Annotated in this window: 15 protein-coding genes; 10 read left to right on the top strand and 5 right to left on the bottom strand. The window is 49.6% G+C overall.

Features of this window, described 5'->3' with window-relative positions:
- Positions 1 to 52 precede the first annotated feature (52 nt).
- Positions 53 to 4705 (bottom strand): glutamate synthase-related protein, encoded by a 4653-nt coding sequence (locus ACFW2W_RS15185; protein WP_378179542.1) that lies wholly within the window; start codon positions 4703 to 4705, stop codon positions 53 to 55.
- A gap of 779 nt (positions 4706 to 5484) precedes the next feature.
- Between ACFW2W_RS15185 and ACFW2W_RS15180 the strand changes: the two genes are divergently transcribed.
- From ACFW2W_RS15180 to ACFW2W_RS15160, 5 genes are all read left to right on the top strand, one after another.
- Positions 5485 to 7659 (top strand): phosphodiester glycosidase family protein, encoded by a 2175-nt coding sequence (locus ACFW2W_RS15180; RefSeq protein ID WP_378179540.1) that lies wholly within the window; start codon positions 5485 to 5487, stop codon positions 7657 to 7659.
- Between the two features lie 232 nt (positions 7660 to 7891).
- A complete protein-coding gene (locus ACFW2W_RS15175) occupies positions 7892 to 8323 on the top strand; it encodes a phosphomannose isomerase type II C-terminal cupin domain (RefSeq protein WP_378179538.1) in 432 nt (143 codons plus the stop codon).
- 91 nt (positions 8324 to 8414) lie between these two features.
- On the top strand, positions 8415 to 8672 hold the full coding sequence (locus tag ACFW2W_RS15170) for a hypothetical protein (RefSeq protein WP_378179536.1): 258 nt from the start codon (positions 8415 to 8417) through the stop codon (positions 8670 to 8672).
- A gap of 24 nt (positions 8673 to 8696) precedes the next feature.
- Positions 8697 to 10763, top strand: coding sequence for a protein kinase (locus tag ACFW2W_RS15165; protein WP_378179534.1), 2067 nt, complete (start codon positions 8697 to 8699; stop codon positions 10761 to 10763).
- Between the two features lie 121 nt (positions 10764 to 10884).
- Positions 10885 to 12957 carry a protein kinase gene (locus ACFW2W_RS15160; protein ID WP_378179532.1) on the top strand — a complete coding sequence of 691 codons (2073 nt, stop codon included), beginning with the start codon at positions 10885 to 10887 and terminating at the stop codon, positions 12955 to 12957.
- A 60-nt stretch (positions 12958 to 13017) separates the two neighbouring features.
- Here ACFW2W_RS15160 and ACFW2W_RS15155 read toward each other — a convergent pair whose 3' ends face one another.
- Complete coding sequence (locus tag ACFW2W_RS15155) at positions 13018 to 13572, bottom strand: Uma2 family endonuclease (RefSeq protein ID WP_378179530.1); 555 nt, start codon at positions 13570 to 13572, stop codon at positions 13018 to 13020.
- A gap of 102 nt (positions 13573 to 13674) precedes the next feature.
- Here ACFW2W_RS15155 and ACFW2W_RS15150 point away from each other — a divergent pair, with 102 nt between their 5' ends.
- On the top strand, positions 13675 to 14844 hold the full coding sequence (locus tag ACFW2W_RS15150; protein WP_378179528.1) for a cysteine desulfurase family protein: 1170 nt from the start codon (positions 13675 to 13677) through the stop codon (positions 14842 to 14844).
- A 293-nt stretch (positions 14845 to 15137) separates the two neighbouring features.
- Here the strand turns inward: ACFW2W_RS15150 and ACFW2W_RS15145 are convergent, their stop codons facing one another.
- Complete coding sequence (locus ACFW2W_RS15145) at positions 15138 to 15275, bottom strand: hypothetical protein (protein ID WP_378179526.1); 138 nt, start codon at positions 15273 to 15275, stop codon at positions 15138 to 15140.
- Between the two features lie 203 nt (positions 15276 to 15478).
- On the opposite strand from ACFW2W_RS15145, the gene ACFW2W_RS15140 reads away from it, so the two are divergent.
- On the top strand, positions 15479 to 17674 hold the full coding sequence (locus ACFW2W_RS15140) for an Rne/Rng family ribonuclease (RefSeq protein WP_378179524.1): 2196 nt from the start codon (positions 15479 to 15481) through the stop codon (positions 17672 to 17674).
- Positions 17675 to 17863: 189 nt separating this feature from the next.
- A complete protein-coding gene (locus ACFW2W_RS15135) occupies positions 17864 to 18493 on the top strand; it encodes a ribonuclease HII (RefSeq protein ID WP_378179601.1) in 630 nt (209 codons plus the stop codon).
- Between the two features lie 104 nt (positions 18494 to 18597).
- On the opposite strand, the gene ACFW2W_RS15130 is transcribed toward ACFW2W_RS15135, so the two are convergent.
- The gene (locus ACFW2W_RS15130; protein ID WP_378179522.1) at positions 18598 to 19179 is read right to left on the bottom strand and encodes a DUF1997 domain-containing protein; all 582 of its coding nucleotides are present in this window, start codon (positions 19177 to 19179) and stop codon (positions 18598 to 18600) included.
- A 322-nt stretch (positions 19180 to 19501) separates the two neighbouring features.
- On the opposite strand from ACFW2W_RS15130, the gene pheA reads away from it, so the two are divergent.
- Both pheA and ACFW2W_RS15120 read left to right on the top strand, forming a co-directional pair.
- The gene (gene pheA / locus ACFW2W_RS15125) at positions 19502 to 20347 is read left to right on the top strand and encodes a prephenate dehydratase (RefSeq protein ID WP_378179520.1); all 846 of its coding nucleotides are present in this window, start codon (positions 19502 to 19504) and stop codon (positions 20345 to 20347) included.
- 71 nt (positions 20348 to 20418) lie between these two features.
- Positions 20419 to 21819, top strand: coding sequence for a hypothetical protein (locus ACFW2W_RS15120; protein ID WP_378179518.1), 1401 nt, complete (start codon positions 20419 to 20421; stop codon positions 21817 to 21819).
- 92 nt (positions 21820 to 21911) lie between these two features.
- Here ACFW2W_RS15120 and ACFW2W_RS15115 read toward each other — a convergent pair.
- A partial coding sequence (locus ACFW2W_RS15115; protein ID WP_378179516.1) for an LON peptidase substrate-binding domain-containing protein occupies positions 21912 to 22178 on the bottom strand: 267 nt, incomplete at its 5' end.

The raw sequence follows: 22178 nt of genomic DNA, 5'->3' as shown, positions 1-22178 counted from the left end.
ATTTCTTCTCTATGATGCTTGTAAGGGGAACCGCCAGGTTCCCCTTAACTTTTTACTGTACCGAGCTAAGCACCTTTTCTGGTGTTGCTTCAGGATTGGCTTCTGGAGAATCAGCCTCGGAGGGAGGCACGACCTGCCAGAACTTGGGTAGATACTCAGCCCAGTTGGCTAGAATATGCTTCGCCTTCTGGCTACCCGCACGTTCGGCGTGCAGCTCAATCAGCTCTTTGAGTTGTCGCTCACCCGCAGGTGTCCTGACTCGTTGCAGCTTGACAATTTCTGGATTTACCTTCGATGTAAAGCTGCCATCCTCATCTAGGAAGTAAGCTAAACCCCCGGTCATTCCAGCTCCCACGTTGCGCCCTACTTTGCCCAAGACGACAATCGCGCCGCCAGTCATGTATTCGCAACAGTGGTCGCCTGCACCTTCGATCACTGCCATACCCTTGGAATTGCGAACGGCAAAGCGCTCACCGGCTTGACCATTGGCAAGCATGATGCCGCCCGTGGCACCGTAGAGACACGTATTGCCGACAATCACGTTCTGGGCTGGATCGTAGGTGGCTGCTTGGGGCGGCTTGATGACAATTTCGCCACCATGCATCCCCTTGCCCACGTAGTCATTTGCCTCGCCTTCCAGGTTGAGGGTGATGCCAGGGAGGTTGAAGGCACCAAAACTTTGACCCACAGTGCCTTGGAAGTTGAGGGTAATAGTACCACTCCAGCCGGTGTTGCCATATTGAGATGCGATCGCTCCGGCAATCCTCGCCCCAATCGTCCGGTCTGTATTCACCACGGTTATAGTTTTGGTGACGCTCGTAGAGAAAGCGATCGCATCCTTAATTTCCGGATCGTTGAGCAGTTGATCGTCCAAAACTGGGCCATTGCTATGAACTGGGTCGTGAACCAGCCAGGAACGGTCTTCACGGGTATCGGGCAGACGGGTAATGCAATCTAGATTCAGCGCCTGTGTCTTGGTGAGTTCCGTTGGGCGTACCTTCAAGAGGTCGGCTCGACCAATGATGTCGTTGAGCGACCGATATCCCAACCGCGCCAACAGACTCCGCACTTCTTGTGCCGCAAAGTAGAAGAAGTTGACGACGTGTTCTGGCATTCCGGGGAAGCGCTTCCGCAAGTTTTCTTGCTGAGAAGCTACGCCTACGGGGCAGTTATTGGTGTGGCAAATCCGCGCCATGATACATCCTTCAGCAATCATGGCAATCGAGCCGAAGCCGTATTCTTCTCCGCCCATTAAAGCGGCGATGACTACATCCCAGCCGCTCTTGAAGCCACCGTCTACTCGCAGAATCACGCGATCGCGCAAGCTGTTTTCCATCAGGACGCGATGCACTTCGGTTAACCCCAGTTCCCAAGGGCTTCCGGCGTGCTTAATCGACGACAGCGGAGAAGCGCCCGTACCCCCATCGTGACCGGATATCTGGATAATATCGGCATTTGCTTTGGCCACCCCAGCCGCAACCGTACCGATGCCGACTTCTGCCACCAGCTTCACCGATACCCCCGCTTTCGGGTTAATTTGGTGCAGGTCAAAAATTAACTGCGCCAAATCTTCAATTGAATATATATCGTGGTGCGGCGGCGGCGAAATCAACGTCACCCCAGGTTTGGAACGGCGCAGCATGGCGATGTAAGGGCTAACTTTTGTCCCTGGTAGCTGACCGCCTTCTCCCGGCTTGGCACCTTGGGCGATTTTGATTTCAATCTGCTTGGCGTTCATCAGGTACTCAGGGGTGACGCCAAAGCGACCGCTAGCGACCTGCTTAATCGCAGAAGAAGCTGTATCCCCATTCCTTAACCCTTTCAGATGCGGCAATACCTGGGAATGACCCATTTCATCGACATCATCGAGGACTTTGTAACGCACCGGGTCTTCGCCGCCTTCACCGGAGTTGGATTTACCGCCGATGCGGTTCATGGCGATCGCCAGGGTTTCGTGCGCTTCCCGCGACAACGCCCCTAGAGACATCCCACCTGTGGCGAAACGCTTGAAAATTTCCTCTACTGACTCTACTTCTGCCAGTGGGATAGGGGCGCGATCGCTCTCCAAATCCAGCAAATCTCTGAGCGCCGTTACGGGTCGCCCTTGCAAGTGCTTTTGATAAACTTCGTAGTGGTCGTACTGCGGATTCTTCACCGCCTGATGCAGCGCCTTGGCAATTTCTGGGCTGTTCATGTGGTACTCGCCCCCCGGACGATACTGCACAAAGCCACAGTTCTCCAGCTTTTTGCGCGGCACTTCTGGGAAAGCCGCCGAATGGAAGGACATCACTTCTTGGGCAAGTTCTGCCACGCTCAAGCCACCGAGGCGCGACGCCGTCCCGGCAAAACCGAGCTTCAGCAAATCTGCGCCAATGCCAATTGCCTCAAAAATTTGTGCCCCTTGATAGCTAGACAGCAGAGAAATCCCCATTTTTGAGAGAATTTTCAACAATCCAGCTTCTACCGCTTTGCAGTAATTTTTTTGTGCCTGCTCTAAGCTAATACTCTTGATTCTGCCCCGCTGCATCATATTTTGCGTCTTGCTATCGCTCCACCAATGACGCACGGTTTCCAGAGACAGATAAGGACAAACCGCAGAAGCACCGTAGCCAATCAGACAACCAAAGTGATGCGTACTCCAGCACTGAGCGGTATCGACGATCAGAGATGCCCTAGTCCGCAGACCCTGCCGGATCAAGTGGTGGTGTACTGCTCCCACAGCTAACAGCGGTGGAATATAGCTAGATTCGGCACTAATACCATTGAGGACGCGATCGCTTAAAATTACGATCTCTTTCCCAGCACGGACTGCTTGTGCCGCTGCTTCGCATAAGCTTCTAACCGCTGCCTCTAGACCTTCTGGCCCTTTCTCAATTTCAAATAGCGTTGAGAACTGCTCTGTCTGGAAAGAGGAAGCCCGGATTTGCTCTAGTTGTGCTTCGTTCAGAACCGGAGATTCTAACTTCAGCAACCGGGCATACTCCGGTTTCACTTCCAAGAGATTTCCCCGCATCCCTAAAGAAACCGACAGCGACATCACCATACCCTCGCGCAGGGGGTCAATTGCCGGATTCGTTACCTGGGCGAAGCGCTGCTTGAAATAGTCATAAAGCAAATGCGGCTTTTGTGAAAGCACTGCTAAGGGAATGTCATCTCCCATACAGAATGTCGGTTCTTTCCCAGAAGACGCCATCTCCTCAATCACCATTTCCACATCTTCGGTGGTGTAGCCAAAGGCAATTTGCTGGCGCAGTAAAGTTTGACTATCCAGCTTCGTTTCTTGTGCAAAAGGCTCCGCTGCCAGATTTTGTCGGTAAGATGCCAGCCACTCCCCATAAGGCTTAGCGGCGGCAATCTGTTCTTTAATCTCCCAATTTTTCTGAACTTGGTGGGTTTGCAGATCGACTGCGATCATTTGACCTGGCCCCAAGCGGCCTTTTTCTAGAATGTCAGCTTCTGGTAAGTCGATAACACCAGCTTCCGAAGCGACGACGACATATCCATCCCGCGTGATGCTATATCGAGCCGGTCGCAAGCCGTTGCGGTCGAGAGTCGCGCCTACTTTTTTGCCATCGCTGAATACCAACAAGGCTGGGCCATCCCAAGCTTCCTGAAGTCCACTGTAGTATTCGTAAAAATCAACAATTTCCGGACGATTCGCCAACTCTGGCTGATTTTGGTACGCCTCTGGCACCATGATCGTCAAGGCTTCCAGGGGACTCCGACCCGTGCGTACCAGCAACTCTAGCACGTTGTCGAGGGTTGCCGAGTCGCTGTTATCGAGATGAACGAGTGGCTTCAGGTCGTTGATGCGTTCTCCCCAAAGCGGGTGCTTTAGCTCTGCCTCTCGCGCCATCATCCAGTTAATATTCCCCAACAGCGTATTAATTTCGCCGTTGTGCCCCAAAAGTCGCATCGGTTGAGCGAGGGGCCATTTAGGCATGGTGTTGGTGCTGAAGCGTCGGTGATATACCGCAAAAGCACTCTTATAAGCTGGGTTTTTTAAATCTGTATAAAATTCTCCCAGCACGGCGGAGCGCACCATGCCCTTATAGACAATCGTGCGATTAGAAAACGAACATACGTAAAAATCCTCAGACCCTTTGAGTTTGAGGTCGCTATTAGTTTTAAGCGCCGATCCGATCCGGCGGCGAACCAGATATAACTGCCGTTCTAGTTCATCTCCCTGTAAATGGGTCGAGGTACAAACCAGTTGCTCTATTCGTGGCTGGTTTTCTCGCGCCTGTACCCCTAACACCTGGGGCTGACAAGGCACTTCTCGCCACCCCAGTACAGTTAATTTTTCCTGTTCGAGAGTTTTCTGAACAATGTCCTTGGCTATGCTGGCGGCTTCGGCATCTTGGGGTAAAAAGACCATTGCTACCCCTGTCTGCTCGGTAGGCGGCATTTCCCTGCCCTGAGTCGCCAACCATTCCCCCAACACTTCCCACGGAATGGCGGTCATCAAACCGGCTCCATCCCCAGAATCCCGATCGGCACTGCAACCGCCTCGATGTTCCAGACAAGTCAAGGCAGACAAAGCCTTCTCGACTAATTCATGCTCTGGCGTTCCCTTTGGGTTGGCAATGAAGCCGACGCCGCAGGCATCCCGCTCCTCTACCAACCATCGTGGGCCAGGAGAGGTTTCTGCCCCCTTTAGCGCTCCCTGTAATTGTTGATTATCATTCACACTCCTGTTCTCCATGAGCTGATCCACGTTTTTCCTTTACTTACCGATCTAAATTTCCCGTTCTCAGGTTGTTAACCCTGTGGCAAGACTGTACTAAACAACCGGATTCAAAATTGTCAAATTATGACAAAACTCGTCATCAATGTATTTAAACACTCATTTCAGTCTTCTCTCGCCGAGACTAGGTGATGCCTCCAAAGTCTAACTATCTATATCTAGATGCCATTTGACCATGAAGGCTGCAACTAAATGACACTACTACTTTTTCTACTTTTTTGCGCTAGAGCCAAGGGTGACAAAACTTGTTGCCAGAGCGATCGCTCTGGCAAGGTGCTGTTAAGAACCTCGTTCTAACCCGATTCCTATCCCAGCAGTCTGCAAGAGTGACGGATTAGACATCTTATCATTTTTTAAAGACGCCTAACATAAATCCCCGACGCCGGTCAAGGGACTGATAAGCGTCCACAAGACATAGAGCCAGGACAAACAATTTGTAGGGGCTATCGTCAACACCAAGTCTAGCCTGGGCTATGTCTTTAGCCGCTACATTGAGAGCGAATACTTCGCCCTATTGAGTTGTTGAATAAAGCGTCTTTCCGAACCCTGCGGTTATGCTTTTTATTATGAAGCTAAAAAAGCGGGCTTGAGAAGATAAAGTCATTGTTTTTTGATAGTTGTGCTGCTGACGCGCTGGGTTACTTTAGAAGTCTTGATGTAGACACGCATCCAGCGTTATCCAGGTGTATGGCACTACGCCCCTACAGAAGAGCCGCCCTATTTATTGATGTTGTCGAATGATCAGGAGAACGACGTCACAGAGTGAGACGTTCGATGGTGTGGTGGGGATAATTGCCCCCGGTCGCCTAATCGCTTTCTCGCTCCCGTCCATTATTGCCCTCACAGTTTACATAGCCACTTCTTCCCCGGTCGGAATCACCAAAGAGCCGGTGTTAAAGGCACCGGAGAGGGAAAAGAGCCAGATAGCACTACCGATTGCCAAGCAGATGCCCGTAGCCCCTCAGAGGTCCCCCAAAGGATTACAGACCTATGCCGCTCTCAGCAGCTCCTCGCCCAACGGGTTGTCCCGTCAAGTATCGCCGGTTGCAGCTCCCATCGGGGGACTTCAAAAATTACCGGCACGGGAATTGCCCCTAACTACACAGGCGTTGGTGCCTTCAGCATCGCCTCAGGTCTATCGCCAGGGTTATCAGGTTTCGATCAATGGTCGCACCTTGCCAGCCACTTGGAGTCAGTGGCGGCTGGGAGCGTCTGTCCGCACCGGAATTAGCGACGCCGGAATGACCCAAACATTGGGGGTAGAGCTTTTAAACACTGGGGATGTTACCAGACAGCCGGTGCAGTGGTTTTCCCAACCCGCAACACAGCCGCTAATGTTGGCGACGCAGGCAGTGGGGTCGTATCGCTATCTAGATATTACCGATTTCGCCCAGAGAGCGGGTTGGCAGCTTGAGGTAAAGGGCACCAAGCTCTTGATTTCCTCTCAGCCAGCGCAAGTGGCAGATATTCAACCAACGCTGCAACCGAGGGGTTCGCGCATGACGATCGATCTCGATCGCTCGACTCCGTGGCAAGTCAGGAAAAAAGGTCGGGAATTAGTCGTCACAATGGATGCAGCCGCTGCTCCAGCTCTCCTCCAGCGTTTTTCTCTCCTTTCACCAGCACAGCTGCCACAGGCACTGAAGCAAGGGAAAGGAGAGAAGGACAGGGAAACAGAAGGAGATATTCCCTCGATGGTTCCATCTCCCCATCGCTGGAAATTACCCGCTCCTGTGGTGAAATCGATTCAGAACCAAACCCAAATCCGCATCAACATTCCAGCAGGTTTGTCTCCTCGCTTTTCCACCTTACCCAACCCCAATCGATTGATTATCGATTTTCTACCAGAGGCGATGGTAGAGCGAGATATTCTCTGGGCGAAAGGAATCCGCTGGCGACAGCAGTATGTGAGCTTGGGTTCTTCCCGATTTCCGGTGGTCGGGCTGACACTGAATCTCCGTCTTCAGGAGGATGTAAACTTGCCCTTTTTTAAACTTAAACCGATCTGGAGCCATCCCTCGAAGATGGTGGGAGTCGGTCTCCTGAGCGAGACAGCCGAGATGTGGCACGCCTCGGCGGCAGTCAACGGGGGCTTTTTTAATCGCAAGAACCAGCTGCCTTTAGGCGCAATTCGGCGGGATGGGCGATGGTTATCCGGGCCGATTTTGAATCGAGGCGCGATCGCCTGGAATGATACGGGAGCTGTGAAAATCGGGCGTCTGGCTCTCCAAGAAACTTTAATTACCGCAACGGGGGCGCGTTTACCAATTCTTTTCCTCAACAGTGGCTACGTCAAGGCAGGAATTTCCCGCTATACCCCGGAGTGGGGAGCGACCTACGCGCCTCTAATTGATGATGAAATCATTGTCGTTGTTCAGAACAACCAAGTCACCAGCCTTCTAGCTGGAGGGATTGCGGGTAAAAATGCCTTTCCCATTCCCCGCAATGGTTTCTTACTCACCCTACGAGCCAACCGAGGGCCAGCAGGTTCCCTCCCTCTCGGCACGAAAGTACGGGTAGAGGGCGCTACTGTCCCTGATGACTTTAACCGCTACCCGCACATTGTTGGTGCTGGCCCTCTTTTGTTGCAAAATCGGCAAATTGTGCTAGATGCCAAAGGCGAGCAATTTAGCGACGCCTTCGATCGGCTTGCCGCAATTCGCAGTGCGATTGGAACGACCGCAGACGGCAACCTGATGATTGTTACCGTTCACAATCGCACTGGTGGAACCGGACCTACCTTGAGAGAAATGGCTGCCCTGATGCAAAAAATGGGTGTTATTGACGCCCTCAACCTCGACGGTGGCAGCTCTACCAGCCTCTACTTGGGGGGACAACTCCTGGATCGCCCTCCCTCCACTGCCGCCCGCGTTCACAACGGTCTTGGCATCTTCCTCCAGCCTCGCCGGTAGTCACTGACTTAGGAATTATTGACGATTTAGCCAATTTGTCAACCGTTAAAACTTCTATGAAGACTTGATGTAGATTGCTGGAATTCCGTAGTTTACGGTTACAGCAGCCCGGTTTGATTTGTTATGTTTGGCAAAGATTGCCTCAATGTGTCAGCGATCGCTCAAAAGAATCGTCCATTCTCAAAATGTATTCACTATGCTGATAAAGCAGCGGTTTTAAGGAGAAACACCAATGGCTCAGGCGCAAGAAATTTCTCAAACTTCTGTCTTACCCTTACCCAGTTCGATAACCACCAGCGGAATTGCTGCAACGGAATTGCGTCCTTGGGGTTCTTTCACGATTCTGGAAGAAGGGCGAGGCTACAAAATTAAGCGCATTGAAGTGAAGCCTGGTCACCGGCTCAGCCTGCAAATGCACTACCACCGCAGCGAACACTGGATCGTGGTTTCAGGCACAGCGAAGGTTGTTTGTGGCGATAGAGAACTGACCCTTAGCAGTAATCAATCGACCTATGTTCCTCAATGCCACACGCATCGCCTAGAAAATCCTGGTGTGATTCCTCTGGTATTAATCGAAGTTCAGAATGGGGAATATCTAGGAGAAGATGACATCGTTCGTTTTCAAGATGACTACTCCCGCAGTCAGCAGGCGGCAAAAAAGTAGGCTAGCGTTAAAATTGGGTAGCTAGTCGATCGACTGCCCGGTTTCAGTATTTTTTTGAAAGCAAATTTCTAGGGCGTTCTTCCATAATCATGTGGGAGTCGCCCTAGATTGTTTCCTGAAGGTGTGCGATCGCGCCGACGTGAATTTTATCAATTGTTGCACTTCCAAGGCTCTTGTCACTCCTGGACGAGTCAGGAGTCATCTAAAGCGAGATGAGTGTTTCTACTCTGTTAGGCAATCGGTGAAACTGGAAAAGTTTCCTGATTTCTCTGGCAGAGGTAGCGGTCAGGCGTTAAAACATCTAAGGCTGGCAAGCAAAACCAGAGCCTTGGGGACTAATCTAGAATAACTGCCAGAACACTGCATCTACCTCATGCTGGGAAAAACGCTCAGTGGTCGCTACCAAATAATCAAACACTTGGGAGGCGGAGGGTTTGGTCAAACTTACCTTGCCGAAGATCAGCAGCTACCGGGCAATCCACAATGTGTCGTTAAGCAACTCAAACCCAAGGCTAGCGATTCATTAACTTTGGAGGTAGCCAGACGTTTATTCGATCGGGAAGTTCAAGTTCTCTATCGCTTAGGCAATCACGATCAAATTCCTCAACTTTTAGCTCATTTTGAGGATGAGCAAGAGTTTTATTTAGTACAAGAATTCATCGAAGGCGATGAACTCAAACAAGAATTACCCGTTGGGAAGCAACTGAGTCAGGACTTAGTCATTGTCCTTTTACAAGACCTCTTAGAAATCTTAGCGTTTGTCCATCAGCAAGATGTCATCCACCGGGATATTAAGCCGTCAAATTTAATCAGGCGCAAGCAAGATGGCAAATTAGTCTTGATTGATTTTGGAGCCGTTAAAGAAGTCGGCACTCAGACAGTCAGTTCCCCAGGGGAGACAACTTTAACGGTGGTTATTGGTTCGCCCGGTTATATGGCGAACGAACAACTCAGCGGCAAACCCCGATTCAGCAGTGATATTTATGCTGTAGGGATGCTGGGAATCCAAGCCCTCACCGGATTACCGCCATCCCAACTGCCAGAAGACTCCAAAACCAGTGAAATTTTATGGCGCGATCGCCTGTCGGTCGGGACGCGGTATACCGTGCCCCTACTAGACGTTTTAGACAAGATGGTGCGCTATGACTACCGCCAACGCTACCAAACAGCAATAGAAGCTTTGCAGGCGCTCCAGCAGCTCAATAATGATGTAGTAACGCAGCTGATGACACCCTCTACTGATAACGTCAGGTCATCACCTACTGCTGCTTTGCTACCCGTCACGCAGACTCTGTCGATTCAAATCTCATCAGCAGTGCAACCGAAAAACCAGAATTATTCTGTTGCCACATCGGTCATTCCAAAAGCGCCACCAAAGCCTGATAAAGAAGGTATTTCTACTATCCATAAGGCTCCTGTACTGCTAAAAATTGGCGCGGGTATTGCCACAGCTCTAGTTCTGACAGTAGGAATTTTCTATTTTCAAAAACCTCATAGCATTGGAGAAAAACCACAAGAAATTGCTTTAGTCAATACTCTCCCCGGTCATGCAGGCGGCGTTACATCGATTGCACTTAGCCCGGATGGTCAGTTCCTTGTCAGTAGCAGTCTCGACCAGACGATTAAGATTAGAAACATCCGCACCAAAGAAATCATTCACACGCTGACTGGGCATTCAGGATATGTTTATTCTGTTGCCATCAGCTCGGATGGTCAGACCCTCGTTAGCGGGAGTGCCGATAAAACGATTAAGGTGTGGAACCTGCAAACGGGGGAACTGCTTCGCACCCTGAGGGGGCATTCGGGGGATGTGTATTCCGTTGCGATTAGCCGAGATGGTCGGACACTTGTTAGCGGTAGTCAGGACAAGACCATCAAGGTGTGGAACCTGCAAACGGGTGAATTGGTACGAACTCTGATCGGTATAAAAGAAGGGCTAGATGAGGGAGTTCGTGATGTTGCCATTAGCCCAGATGGACAAACGCTGGTCAGCAGTAACGTTTATGACATCAATGTGTGGAATTTGGAGACGGGTGAACTGCGCCGCACCTTTGGGGGGCATATAGAGGCAGTGAAGACGATTGCGATTAGCTCGAATGGTGAAACCCTAGCGAGTGGCAGTCCAGATGGAACTACAAAATTGTGGAATCTAGAAACAGGCGAACTGCTGAATACGTTTCCTCATGGATCTAGATTGCCGAATGGCTCTTTTTCCGGGAGGGTGTATGCGGTTGCCCTCAGTCCAGATGGTCAGACGCTCTTTAGTGGCAGTGGTACTGGGGAAAACAGCCTCAAATTGTGGAATCTGCGGACTGGAGAATTGATTCGCACCCTGACGGGGCATTCCAACACCATTTTCGCAATTGCCATTAGTCCGGATGGGCAGACGATTTACAGTAGCAGTCTGGACGGAACCATTAAGGTTTGGCGCGTGCCCTAAAGCACTCAGTAGGGTGGGGAAATAAAGGTGAGGAAACAAGGGTGAGGAAAGCGATCGCGCACTCCATGGATTTCCCGGTTCCCAAGGCTAAACTATCAGACAACTACACTGTACAAATGTCATGCTGGGAAAAACGCTCAGTGGTCGCTATCACATCGTCAAACACTTGGGATGCGGGGGTTTTGGTCAAACTTACCTTGCTGAAGATCGGCAGCTACCAGGCAATCCACTGTGTGTCGTTAAGCAACTCAAACCCAAGGCTAGCGATCCCTTAACTTTGCAGGTATCGCGCCGTTTATTCGATCGAGAAGCCCAAGTCCTTTACAAGTTGGGCAAACACGATCAAATTCCCCAACTTTTGGCTCATTTTGAACAAGAGCAAGAGTTTTATTTAGTACAAGAATTCATCGAAGGGCATGAACTCAAGCAAGAATTACCCGTTGGCAAGCAGCTGAGTGAAAATCAGGTAATCACTCTCTGCGGAGACATTTTAAAAATATTAGAATTTGTCCATCAGCAAGATGTCATTCACCGCGATATCAAACCCTCAAATTTAATGAGGCGCAAACAAGATGGAAAGATAGTTTTAATTGACTTTGGGGCAGTTAAACAAGTTAGCGCTCAAAAAACTAATGAAGGGAACACAACTTTAACGGTTGCGATTGGTTCACCCGGTTACATGGCGAACGAACAACTCGGTGGCAAACCGCGATTTTGCAGCGATATCTATGCAGTGGGAATGATTGGTATCCAAGCGATTACAGGGATACAGCCCAGCCAGTTACCAGAAGATTCTACAACAGGCGAAATTATTTGGCGAGATAAGGTGCAAGTCAGCCAACAGTTCGCAGACGTTTTAGACAAAATGGTGCGCTATGATTATCGCCACCGCTATCAAACCGCAACAGAAGCTTTGCAAGCGTTTGAGTTAGTCAATTCCCAAATAGCAACGCAAACTTATAATAATATCTCTACCCATAAGCCAAGTCTGCCAGTAGATGCTATCCAAGCAATCGTCACGTCTACATTACCACCGCAAATTTCGCCATCTGAGGGGCAAATAAACCTGGATACTGCTGCCAATTTATCGCGTTCTCAGGTAGATTCACCAAAAAGTAATGTTGGTGTTGCTACTTCTAAAAATCAATCTCGTCGTTTGATGAAAATTGGAGCAGGTATTACCACGGCTTTAGCTTTGACAGCAGGAATTTCCTTCTTTTACAAAAATAATAATCTATTACCGCTATTGCAACCAGCAAATAGTTCCTGGAATCGGGTGGAAAATATTTCTTTAGTCTATACCCTTTCAGAACAAGGCTCGGTTGAGGCTCTCGCTATCAGTGCGGATGGACAGTTTCTCGCCAGTCGCAGCAGTAATGACAACACCATTAAGCTATGGAATTTAGGTGATGGAAAACTACTGTATACACTCGCTGATGCCAAAGGTAATCCTGATAATGGACTTGCCTTTAGTTCAGATGGAAAAATCTTAGCTAGTGCTACTCGTGACAACACTGTTAAACTTTGGAATCCCCACACGGGAAAAGCACTACCTCCACTGACTGGTCATTCAGACTGGGTTAATTCTATTGCCTTTAGTTCGGATGGTCAGACTCTCGCTAGCGGTAGTCGGGATAAAACAATTAAATTCTGGAATCTAAGCACAGGAAAACTGCTGCGTACCCTTACCGATCCTGCCAACGAAGCGGTTGAATTCGTTGCTTTTAGCCCGAATAGTCAAACAATTGCTAGTAGTAATTACCACTCAATTAAGTTGTGGAATCTGCAAGGCGGACACCTGGAAAAGACTATTTTTGATTCTAAAAATCGCGGTGGAGAAATAGTCGCCTATAGCCCAGATGGACAGAAAATTATTAGCAGTATTGGAAACACTATTAGCTTATGGGAACTAGGGAATCTTCCGAACAGTTGTGAGGATATACAACCATGTCAGCCTACACGCACTTTCACTCATTCAGATAGGATTGTGTCCTTCGCTATTAGCCGGGATGGTCAAACTTTAGCTAGTGCTAGTTGGGACAAAACGATTAAGCTATGGAATTTGCAATCAGGGCAACTGAAAAGCACTATCCCCAATCGTTCAGCCTCTGTTGATGCTGTCACCTTCAGTCCAGATGGGAAAGTTCTCGTCAGTGCTGGAGGCGGAAAAATTAAAGTTTGGCGATCGCCTTAAAGTAATATTGTGGCGGCAAAGCAAGCGATCGCCTTAAAACATATACCTGTTGTGTGCCAACTATTCAAATACCGGGGGCCATAATTGAGAAATCGAAATTTCCCAACCAGGAAATAACTCTGGAATCGTGAGCTTATCTTCATCAGCCAGCACTACCGACTCACTGCTGGGACGATAAACTGTACAAGTCAGCTGATCTGGATCGATCAGTCTCCCCACCCGCGCCCCAAGGGTCAGAAATAACTGAATTTTCTCTTCTAAAGGACGAATGCGGTCACTTTTGGATTTGATCTCTACCACCAAGTCTGGAACCAGTTTGGCAAAGTCGCGCACGGTTTTCCTGAGTCGAAGAGCCGAAACAAACGAAACATCTAGTGCCCGCAAGTCTGTATTGGACATAATAAACCCACCACTAGAATCAAACACCCTTCCCAGTCGGTGAGGCTTAACCCAATTACCTAAAAGTCTGATGAACTCAGCACCGATTTCGCTAGATTCTATATCAGATGGCTCCATGACGACAATATTCCCGTCCTGTAATTCCAGTTGGTAATCGAGATCGCTTTCTTGCAGCTTTTCTTGCAGTCTTTCTAAATCTTGGATAGTTAGACTCATGGGAACCCTCTCATGCACTTATCTGAGGCTATGGCTATCGTATCCTCAATTTCTGAACCTACAATTTGCCAAAATGGTATTGTGAACCATTTAACGAAACAATTGACTCAGCGCCCTATTTATCTCGATTGCCACGCGACGACACCTCTTGATGAGCGGGTGTTAGCGGCAATGCTGCCTTACTTTACCGAGCATTTTGGCAACCCTGCCAGTATCACCCATATCTACGGCTGGGAAGCGGAAGCGGCTGTCAAACAAGCTAGAGCAATTTTGGCAGATGCTATCAACGCCACACCGGAAGAAATTGTCTTTACCAGCGGTGCGACGGAGGCGAATAATTTAGCGATTAAGGGTGTCGCGGAAGCTTATTTTCAAAAAGGACGCCACATTATTACCGTAGAGACGGAACATAACGCGGTTCTTGACCCTTGTGATTATTTGCGATCGCTTGGCTTCGAGGTGACTTTCCTTCCAGTCCAAAGTGATGGACTAATTGATTTAACCCAGTTAGAGAAAGCGATTCGTCCCGACACGATTTTAGTTTCGGTGATGGCGGCGAATAACGAAATTGGGATTATACAACCGTTGGCAGAAATTGGGGCAATTTGTCGCCAGCATCAGGTACTTTTCCATACCGATGCAGCCCAAGCAATTGCCAAAATTCCCCTAGATGTAGCGGCGATGAACATTGATTTGATGTCAATGACTGCCCATAAAGTCTATGGCCCTAAAGGAATCGGCGCTCTTTACGTTCGACGCCGCAACCCTAGAGTCCAAATGGCACCACAGCTGCATGGAGGTGGACATGAGCGGGGGATGCGCTCTGGGACTCTTTATACACCGCAAATTGTCGGGTTTGCCAAGGCAGTAGAACTGGGACTTTCGGAAATGGAATCAGAGACGCAACGCCTCGTCCAGTTGCGGGAACGCCTGTGGCAGCAACTGAGCGGTTTGGCAGGTATTCATTTGAATGGGCATCCTACCCAGCGACTACCGGGAAACCTTAACATCAGTGTCGAGGGTGTAGATGGAGCGGCGCTATTGCTGGGATTGCAGCCAGTGGTGGCGGTGTCTTCTGGATCGGCTTGTACCTCACTCAAAGTGTCTCCCTCTCACGTCCTGACGGCGCTGGGGCGCTCGGAACTGCTGGCTTATGCGTCGGTGCGGTTTGGGATTGGGCGGCAGAATACACAGGAGGAGATCGAGCGAGTAGCACAGCACGCGATCGCTACGATTTCCAGCCTGCGTAGGCAAGCTTCGATTGTTGGTTAGGCGACCCAATTGTGCAAACTTAGGCTAACAAAGTTCCAGCTAACACCATTGCCAATCTAAGTTACGTCCGATCGGAGTAACAGCGCGATATAATACATCACAATAGAAGCAATTGCGGATCGAGGCTCCATTGGGTTGCCCCTCGTGTGAACCTATCATGGTGGCCCTCGCGCAGCTAGCTTTTCTTTGAGACTTTCTGTTCATTCTTGGCAAAGTCCAGCGTTCAACCTTTTTGAAAAAGGATGGCACTGGCAACTTAAATTCATCGGGGAAGAGTTGACCCAGCTTGTCGGTTACTGATTCCAGTGACTATGGGCGATCGCACCAATATTTCTCTCTAGGTAGGGGCGGGTGCGAGAATCTATCCCTGCTGTCATTGAACCAGAAGGTAAAACAAAACCGGCCCGTACAAAGTTGTTTCTGGCTGACACTGTTATTTTTTTTGAGCAAAAGTAAGAGTCACCTCGAAAGGATGAAGGATGTGGGGCGTAGACCGAAGGTCTTCTCGAAGAGCAGCCCTTCGTTGTACCCCGAAGGGTACGGAAGGATAGATGAATACATTCCGCCTTCTGCCAGTGAGCAACTTCCGCCTGTCTGTTGTGCCTAAGCTTGCTGCAAATTTTGAGGAAATTGAATGCCAAAGCAAATTATCATCGCCGAGCAGCATCGAATCGCTGCCGTATTTTGGGAAGATCAAATTCAAGAACTCGTGGTTGCGACTGGCAACCATCAAGTTGGAGACATTTATCTTGGCGTTGTCGAAAATGTCTTACCTGGGATAGATGCCGCATTTGTCAACATTGGAGATACAGAGCGCAATGGCTTTATCCATGTTACAGACTTGGGGCCGTTGCGGCTAAAACGCTCTGCCGGTGCGATTACAGAACTGCTGACACCCCAGCAGAAAGTCTTGGTACAAGTGATGAAAGAGCCGACGGGGAACAAAGGCCCCCGGCTTACCGGAAACGTCAGCTTACCCGGACGCTATGTAGTGTTGATGCCTTTCGGGCGGGGTGTGAGTCTCTCCCGGCAAATCAAGAGTGAAAGCGAACGCAACCGCCTGAGAGCGTTAGCGGTTCTGATTAAACCCGCAGGCATGGGGCTTATCGTGCGGACAGAAGCGGAAGGACGCTCGGAAGAAGCCATCATTGAAGATTTGGAGTCTCTGCAAAAACAGTGGGAGGCAATTCAGCAAGAGGTAAACTCCACCAGGGCACCGGCGCTGTTGAATCGGGACGATGATTTTATTCAGCGCGTCCTGCGGGATATGTACAGTGCGGAAGTCAATCGCATCGTGGTAGATTCCCATACTGGAGTCAAGCGAGTCAAGCAATACTTACTTAGCTGGAGCGGAGGGCGATCGCCTGAAGGGGTTTTGATCGACCATCACCGCGAGCGTCTCCCAATTTTAGAATACTTCCGCGTCAATGCCGCCATTCGAGAAGCCCTCAAGCCCAGAGTCGATCTTCCTTCCGGTGGCTACATTATCATTCAGCCGACGGAAGCATTGACGGTCATAGATGTCAACTCCGGTTCCTTCACCCGCTCCGCAACAGCCCGCGAAACCGTTTTGTGGACAAACAGCGAGGCAGCAACGGAAATTGCCCGCCAACTGCGGCTTCGGAATATCGCTGGTGTGATTATTGTTGACTTTATTGACATGGATCAGCGGCGAGACCAGCTGCAAGTGCTGGAACACTTTAATAAGGCACTGAAAGTAGATAAAGCAAGACCGCAGATTGCTCAACTCTCAGAACTCGGCTTAGTAGAACTGACCCGCAAGCGCCAAGGTCAAAATATTTACGAATTGTTTAGTCAGGCGTGTCCGACCTGCGGCGGCTTGGGGCATCAGGTTCGCCTACCCGGAGAGCTTCCCCGAAATGGCGGGGAAATTGCCGAGCCTTCTGTGCCAGTGCCTGCTAGGGAAGTACGGACGGCACCTTATCGAAACGAAGGCGTCCGGGAAATGCCCCTCCCAGACATCCGTGAAAGTCGCAGCGAAGCCTTAGATTTAGCTGCTGATGATGATGATGATGACGCAATGGATTTGATGCATCATCCCAGTTATCAGGAACAGGGAGGAGTCAATAACAATAATCGCCGTCGTCGTCGCCGCCGTGTCGGCGAACCTCCGGTAAGAGAGGAAGTCACTAAAAATCCCGTTCGAGTCTCGACTTCTCCCCCACTGGTGAACCATTTCAGACAGAGTCCGGTGGCAGAACCAGAAGTATCCAGAGACACCGAGGCATTTACAGTCGGGCCATTGCCCGTTTTACCCGCTGTGGAAGAAGGTCGTCGAGGGTCAAGACCGGAGCGTCCTAAGCCTTCCAGGCAGGAAGTTGAACCGCCGGAGATTGTTTCGATTGAAATGACCCCAGAGCAACAAGATATCTATGCTTTGATGGGAATTTCTCCGTTGGTACTTTTGAATCGGCAGGTCAAAAATCCTAAATCAGCGATTGTCTCTGTCAACTTACCCGGTGCCCAAACTGCACCGTCTGTAGAGCCAAGCCGGGAAGCTGTCAGCGTCATAGATAGGGAGATTCCTGGCGTAGAGTCTGCGCTTGACGAGAAATTCTCTTATATATCCTCCGCCTACGAGGAAGAAGATATGAGAGATGGGGAAGATGAGACAACGGACGAGGAACCACAAACTCAGTGGGAAACGCCTGCGGTACCGGAAGCTCCCAGCGAAGAAGACACCAGGGAAGAAGACACTGTGGAGATGGAGAGCGCTTCCTCTGCATCCTCCAGTGAAGCCGAGAGTAGTCCCACGATCAACCGGCGGCGTCGTCGTCGGTCTTCTGCAACGGAGGCTTCTGAAGGATGAAGGATGTAAGCGTTGCGGCGCTTTCTTCGCAGGATGAAGGATGAAACAAGAAAGATTGTTGGTATTTACCTAAAAATTCAGTCTTTTCATGCTGTGATGATTCACCCTTCATTCTTCAGAAGCTAAATTCTCAAGGAGTCAAAGATCGTGTCGCCGGAAGTGCAAAATGCCCCCGCCGTCGTTAAGCGAATCCGTAAACCAAATTTTAATCTAGGGGATCTGCCAGAGTTAGCTGGCGATTGGGAACTGGTTGCTGGTGTGGATGAAGTGGGGCGCGGAGCCTTATTTGGGCCGGTGGTGGCGGCGGCTGTAATTTTACCTAAGTCTGCTTTTGAGGAACTTGCAGCCGCTGGCGTTAGAGACAGCAAACAGCTGTCTAGCTATCGGCGCAGCAAACTGGCAGAACACATTCAAGCGATCGCTCTAGACTGGAAAATTGGCTATGCCGACAACCAGGAAATTGACCAAATTAATATCTTTCAAGCGTCGTTGTTGGCAATGAAGCGGGCTGTAACTAAGCTAAAGGTGCAGCCGCAGATGTGTTTGGTTGATGGGAAGTGGTCGCTGCCAGAGCTGTCGGTACCGCAACAGAATCTCGTGAAGGGTGATGAGCGATCGCTGGTAATTGCTGCTGCTAGCATTGTTGCCAAAGTGTGGCGCGACGACCTAATCATGCGTTTTGCCACCAAGTATCCTGCCTATCATTTAGCGGCGAATAAAGGTTACGGTACCGCCCAGCATCTATTGGCGCTGCAACAATACGGCCCTTCGCGCTTACATCGAATGTCTTTTAGTCCTTGCCGGGTGGGTAATCAATAAAAACAATTTACTGATGTCCTACTCATTGCCAATTTATTACAAGCGGGTTTATCAAACCTATTGCTGACAAAACAGATAAGGCAAGCAAACCCGCTCTGACAATTCTAAAACTCAAAACTTTCCGAAGCCTGATTGCTAATCGCAGAGGGCTGAGGGTTAGTAGCGCTTGCCCACCGACGATAGTCTAAAAGCAGCTGATGCATCAATCGCTGTTTGATAGTTAGCAGCACGCTTTTGAGCAGAGCATTTCCAGTCGCTTCTAGAAACGGCTTAGGCGTAAACGAAAAAGGCGGTGGCAACTCAACTTTGACCTCTAAATCTGCTTTCCCTTTGAGATGAGTTGTTCCATTAAACTGGCACGGAGAAAGCTTACCAATTAAATTGAGAGCAAAGCGTTGGTTGATATATTCAACACCGCGAAGTTCGCAATTTGTAGATGTTAAGTGAACCGTTCCATCCGACTCTGCCCATACTCTTAAATCCACAATCGGTTGAATGCTCAGTGTCATAAAGCTTAAGGGACGCATTTTCAGGCGAAAAAGCTCGTCACTGAGTTCTTCAATCCGAGTCGGATCGACCAGAGCCTGCACAAGACGTTGGGGCTGGCGCAAATAATGCTGAATAGGAACTGGTTGTTCCGGAACAGCAATTTGAACAGATTGGGAGGCAACAAATTGAGTTTGCATGAGAGGATGGTAACAGAATTACATTCTGTACGCTGAATTAAATTAATTGTACTTTACACTTCTTAAAAAAGTAGACGGAATTTTTTCTGGAGCTAAAACCCGTCCTAGTAAATAATGCATCAACTAAAGCATTCTGTAATCATAAAAATTTATGGAGCAGGTTTCCTCTTTCTGAGGCATAAGAAATAGACACTGGGGTTGGGTCTAAAGTAGCTCCACAAGCCTATCCCTTGCGAGGGACAGGACAGTTGACACCGGCTTTCTGAGAAAGGTTAAAAAGGTGTCAGAATGACTATCACGGAAAAATAAAGGGCTAGCTTTAATGGTCGTATCCGTTGCACACTTAGGACCTCCTGGCACTTACGCAGAAGCCGCTGCTTTGACTTATGTTAGCTGGCTAACTCAAATGGGAAAGCAAGCGTTGTTGTGTCCCTATCCCAGCATTGCTCAGACACTCCGAGCAGCAGCACAGGGACAAGCGGATCTAGCAGTGGTGCCGGTAGAAAATTCGGTTGAGGGCAGTGTTACGACAACGTTGGATACTCTGTGGCAGCTGGATACGCTGCAAATTCAGCAAGCTTTGGTACTGCCAATTTCTCATGCTCTGATGTCACGAGCGGCGAATTTAGAGGCAATTCAGACGGTTTATTCTCACCCACAGGCTTTGGCTCAGTGTCAGGGGTGGCTGGAGCGGTTTCTGCCGCAGGTGCAGCTGGTGCCGACAAATGCGACTACGGAGGCGCTACAGTATCTGGATGAGGACAAAACAGCGGGAGCGATCGCTTCCTCTAGAGCCGCTCAACTCTACAATCTACCGATTCTGGTTTGCCCGATTAATGATTATATTGACAACTACACGCGGTTCTGGGTGCTGAGTTTACAACCCGCTACCGGCGGCAATTGCACTTCGCTGGCGTTCAGCGTTCCTGCCAATGTGCCTGGGGCACTCGCCAAACCGCTTCAAGTGTTTGCCAGTCGCGGCATTAACTTGAGCCGAATTGAATCTCGCCCGACGAAGCGGAGTCTTGGCGACTATCTGTTCTTTGTTGACTTGGAAGCTAATACTACAGAAGCATCGGTTCAATCCGCCTTAGAAGAATTATCCACCTATACCGAAACGCTGAAAATCTTTGGTAGCTATTCAATTCTGCCAGTAGGGAAACTCTAGCCTTGGGACTGTAGTCTCTAAAGCTCAAACCAGACGCCATATCGAGCGTCTCTACAAAATCCCAAACTTTTATGTTTCAATCTGCTCAAGGCATTCCCGGATTGCCCGATTTAACGCATCCGGCTGAGCTAATGAAATTTGGGGGACAGGTACTGAGTACCTTCCTTGTCATCGTATTCCTGGTTGGTGCTTTGGGAATTGCGATCGCGCTGCTAAATTTCTCTCTGCGTCGAGATCAACCAGAACAAGCAATTTTCATGGATGAGTGGGTTGTTCGCTACTCCCGATTACTGCGAAGTTTACCCCACGCTGCCTTGGTTTTAATTCTCATGGTGGGAGGATTTTTTCTTAGCTCAACTTTAGGCAATCGCTACCACCACTGGGAACAAGCACGGGTAGCTCAGGTAGCTGCCAGCGTTGCCGGTGACAGGCTAGAGCAACCCGCACCCCAAGTGCGCTATGTCCTCAAAGAGCCTTACACTTATACCACTCAAGTTGACGGCAAAATCGTCAAAGTCAACGATACGCGAGAAGTCAACCGTTTGCTAACCCTGAGCGAATCGCAAGTTCAGGTAAAAATTGACCAAAGCACAGATGCCCAAGATCGTCGCGCAATTTATCGCGTTGACTACAGTGCCGATTATAAAGTTACCAACCCGCTGACCGATGTTAGCAATTTTTTCTTTGAAGTCCCGCCGCCTAGCGGTTATTCACTGCTGCAAAGCTATAAGGTAGAGCGGGACGGGACTCGCCTCCAGCAAGCGAATCCAGGTGACTATGGTTTTCCATTCCGTCTCGAACCCGGACAAGCAGCTAGTTTTAAAGTCACCTATAAAGCTCAAGGAGGGCCGCGCTGGGTTTATAGTGCCACCGGGCAATTACTCTCCAATTTCCGCCTCACAGCACTGGCTAACTTCCCTGGAGCTGATTTTGCTAGTGGGATTATCCCCACAGAAAGTAAGGTTGAGGGACAAGGCACCCGCTTCACCTGGGTATTTGACGACAACGTTTCCGTCCAAAATCCATTTGGTGTCTTTACTTCGACAGGCCCGATTCGCAACACCGGCATCCTTCCCCGGTTGCTGTTACTGGCACCAGCAGTATTCTTGTGGTGGATATTATTGCTCTATATGTCGCTACCGATGAGCCTAAGAAATGTAGCGATCGCTGGCGGAATTTTCTTTGCTTGTTTGCTAACTTTGACCTATCTCAGCCGCCTAATTGATGTCAAGCTGGCTTGGACTGTCATTTCTATCGTCTTGCTAGCGTTGGCGTGGGGATTGGGGTCAAACCGCCGTGCTTCTCTTGCCGCCGTCATTTGCACAATTGCTGGTGCGGTTCTCCCAGTCTTGGGATTAGTCGTGCCCTACACCGGACTCACCCTCAGCGTAGCCGCTCTCCTGGGCGCTGTATGGCTTGCAGTTCGTCACTGGTATGGCTGGTATGACTTGCGACCAGATGCTCGTGTTTAGTTTTTAGTCATTACTCCTGAATCAGTTAGTTAGTTAGGCTTCTTTTGCCCTGAACTAATCATTGAAGACTAATGACTAACAACCAATGACGCTTACTTGAGCGCATCTTTGAGGACTGTACGAGCCGCGAGGTGATTGCGAGTAGAGGTGAGAATTTCGGCTTCGCGCTCCAGGCGGGTTGTCGTATCTTGCATTTCCAGAAGGGCTTGCTGTTCAGCTGCCACCCCGTAAAGATTGCTGGCAACCCAGTAGGATAATTCTCTAGGGAGAGTCGGCAGGTCTTCTGGTAGCTCCATGTCTTGGTCGGTCAACTTGGCTGAGAGATGCACCACATCTCTCAGCAGTTGTTCAACCTCAGA

It is taken from the genome of Coleofasciculus sp. H7-2 (assembly GCF_042747725.1).
Classification (GTDB): Bacteria; Cyanobacteriota; Cyanobacteriia; order Cyanobacteriales; family FACHB-T130; genus FACHB-T130.
The sequence above is the reverse complement of the archived record's forward strand: the minus strand, read 5'-3'. Positions and strand labels throughout refer to the sequence as shown.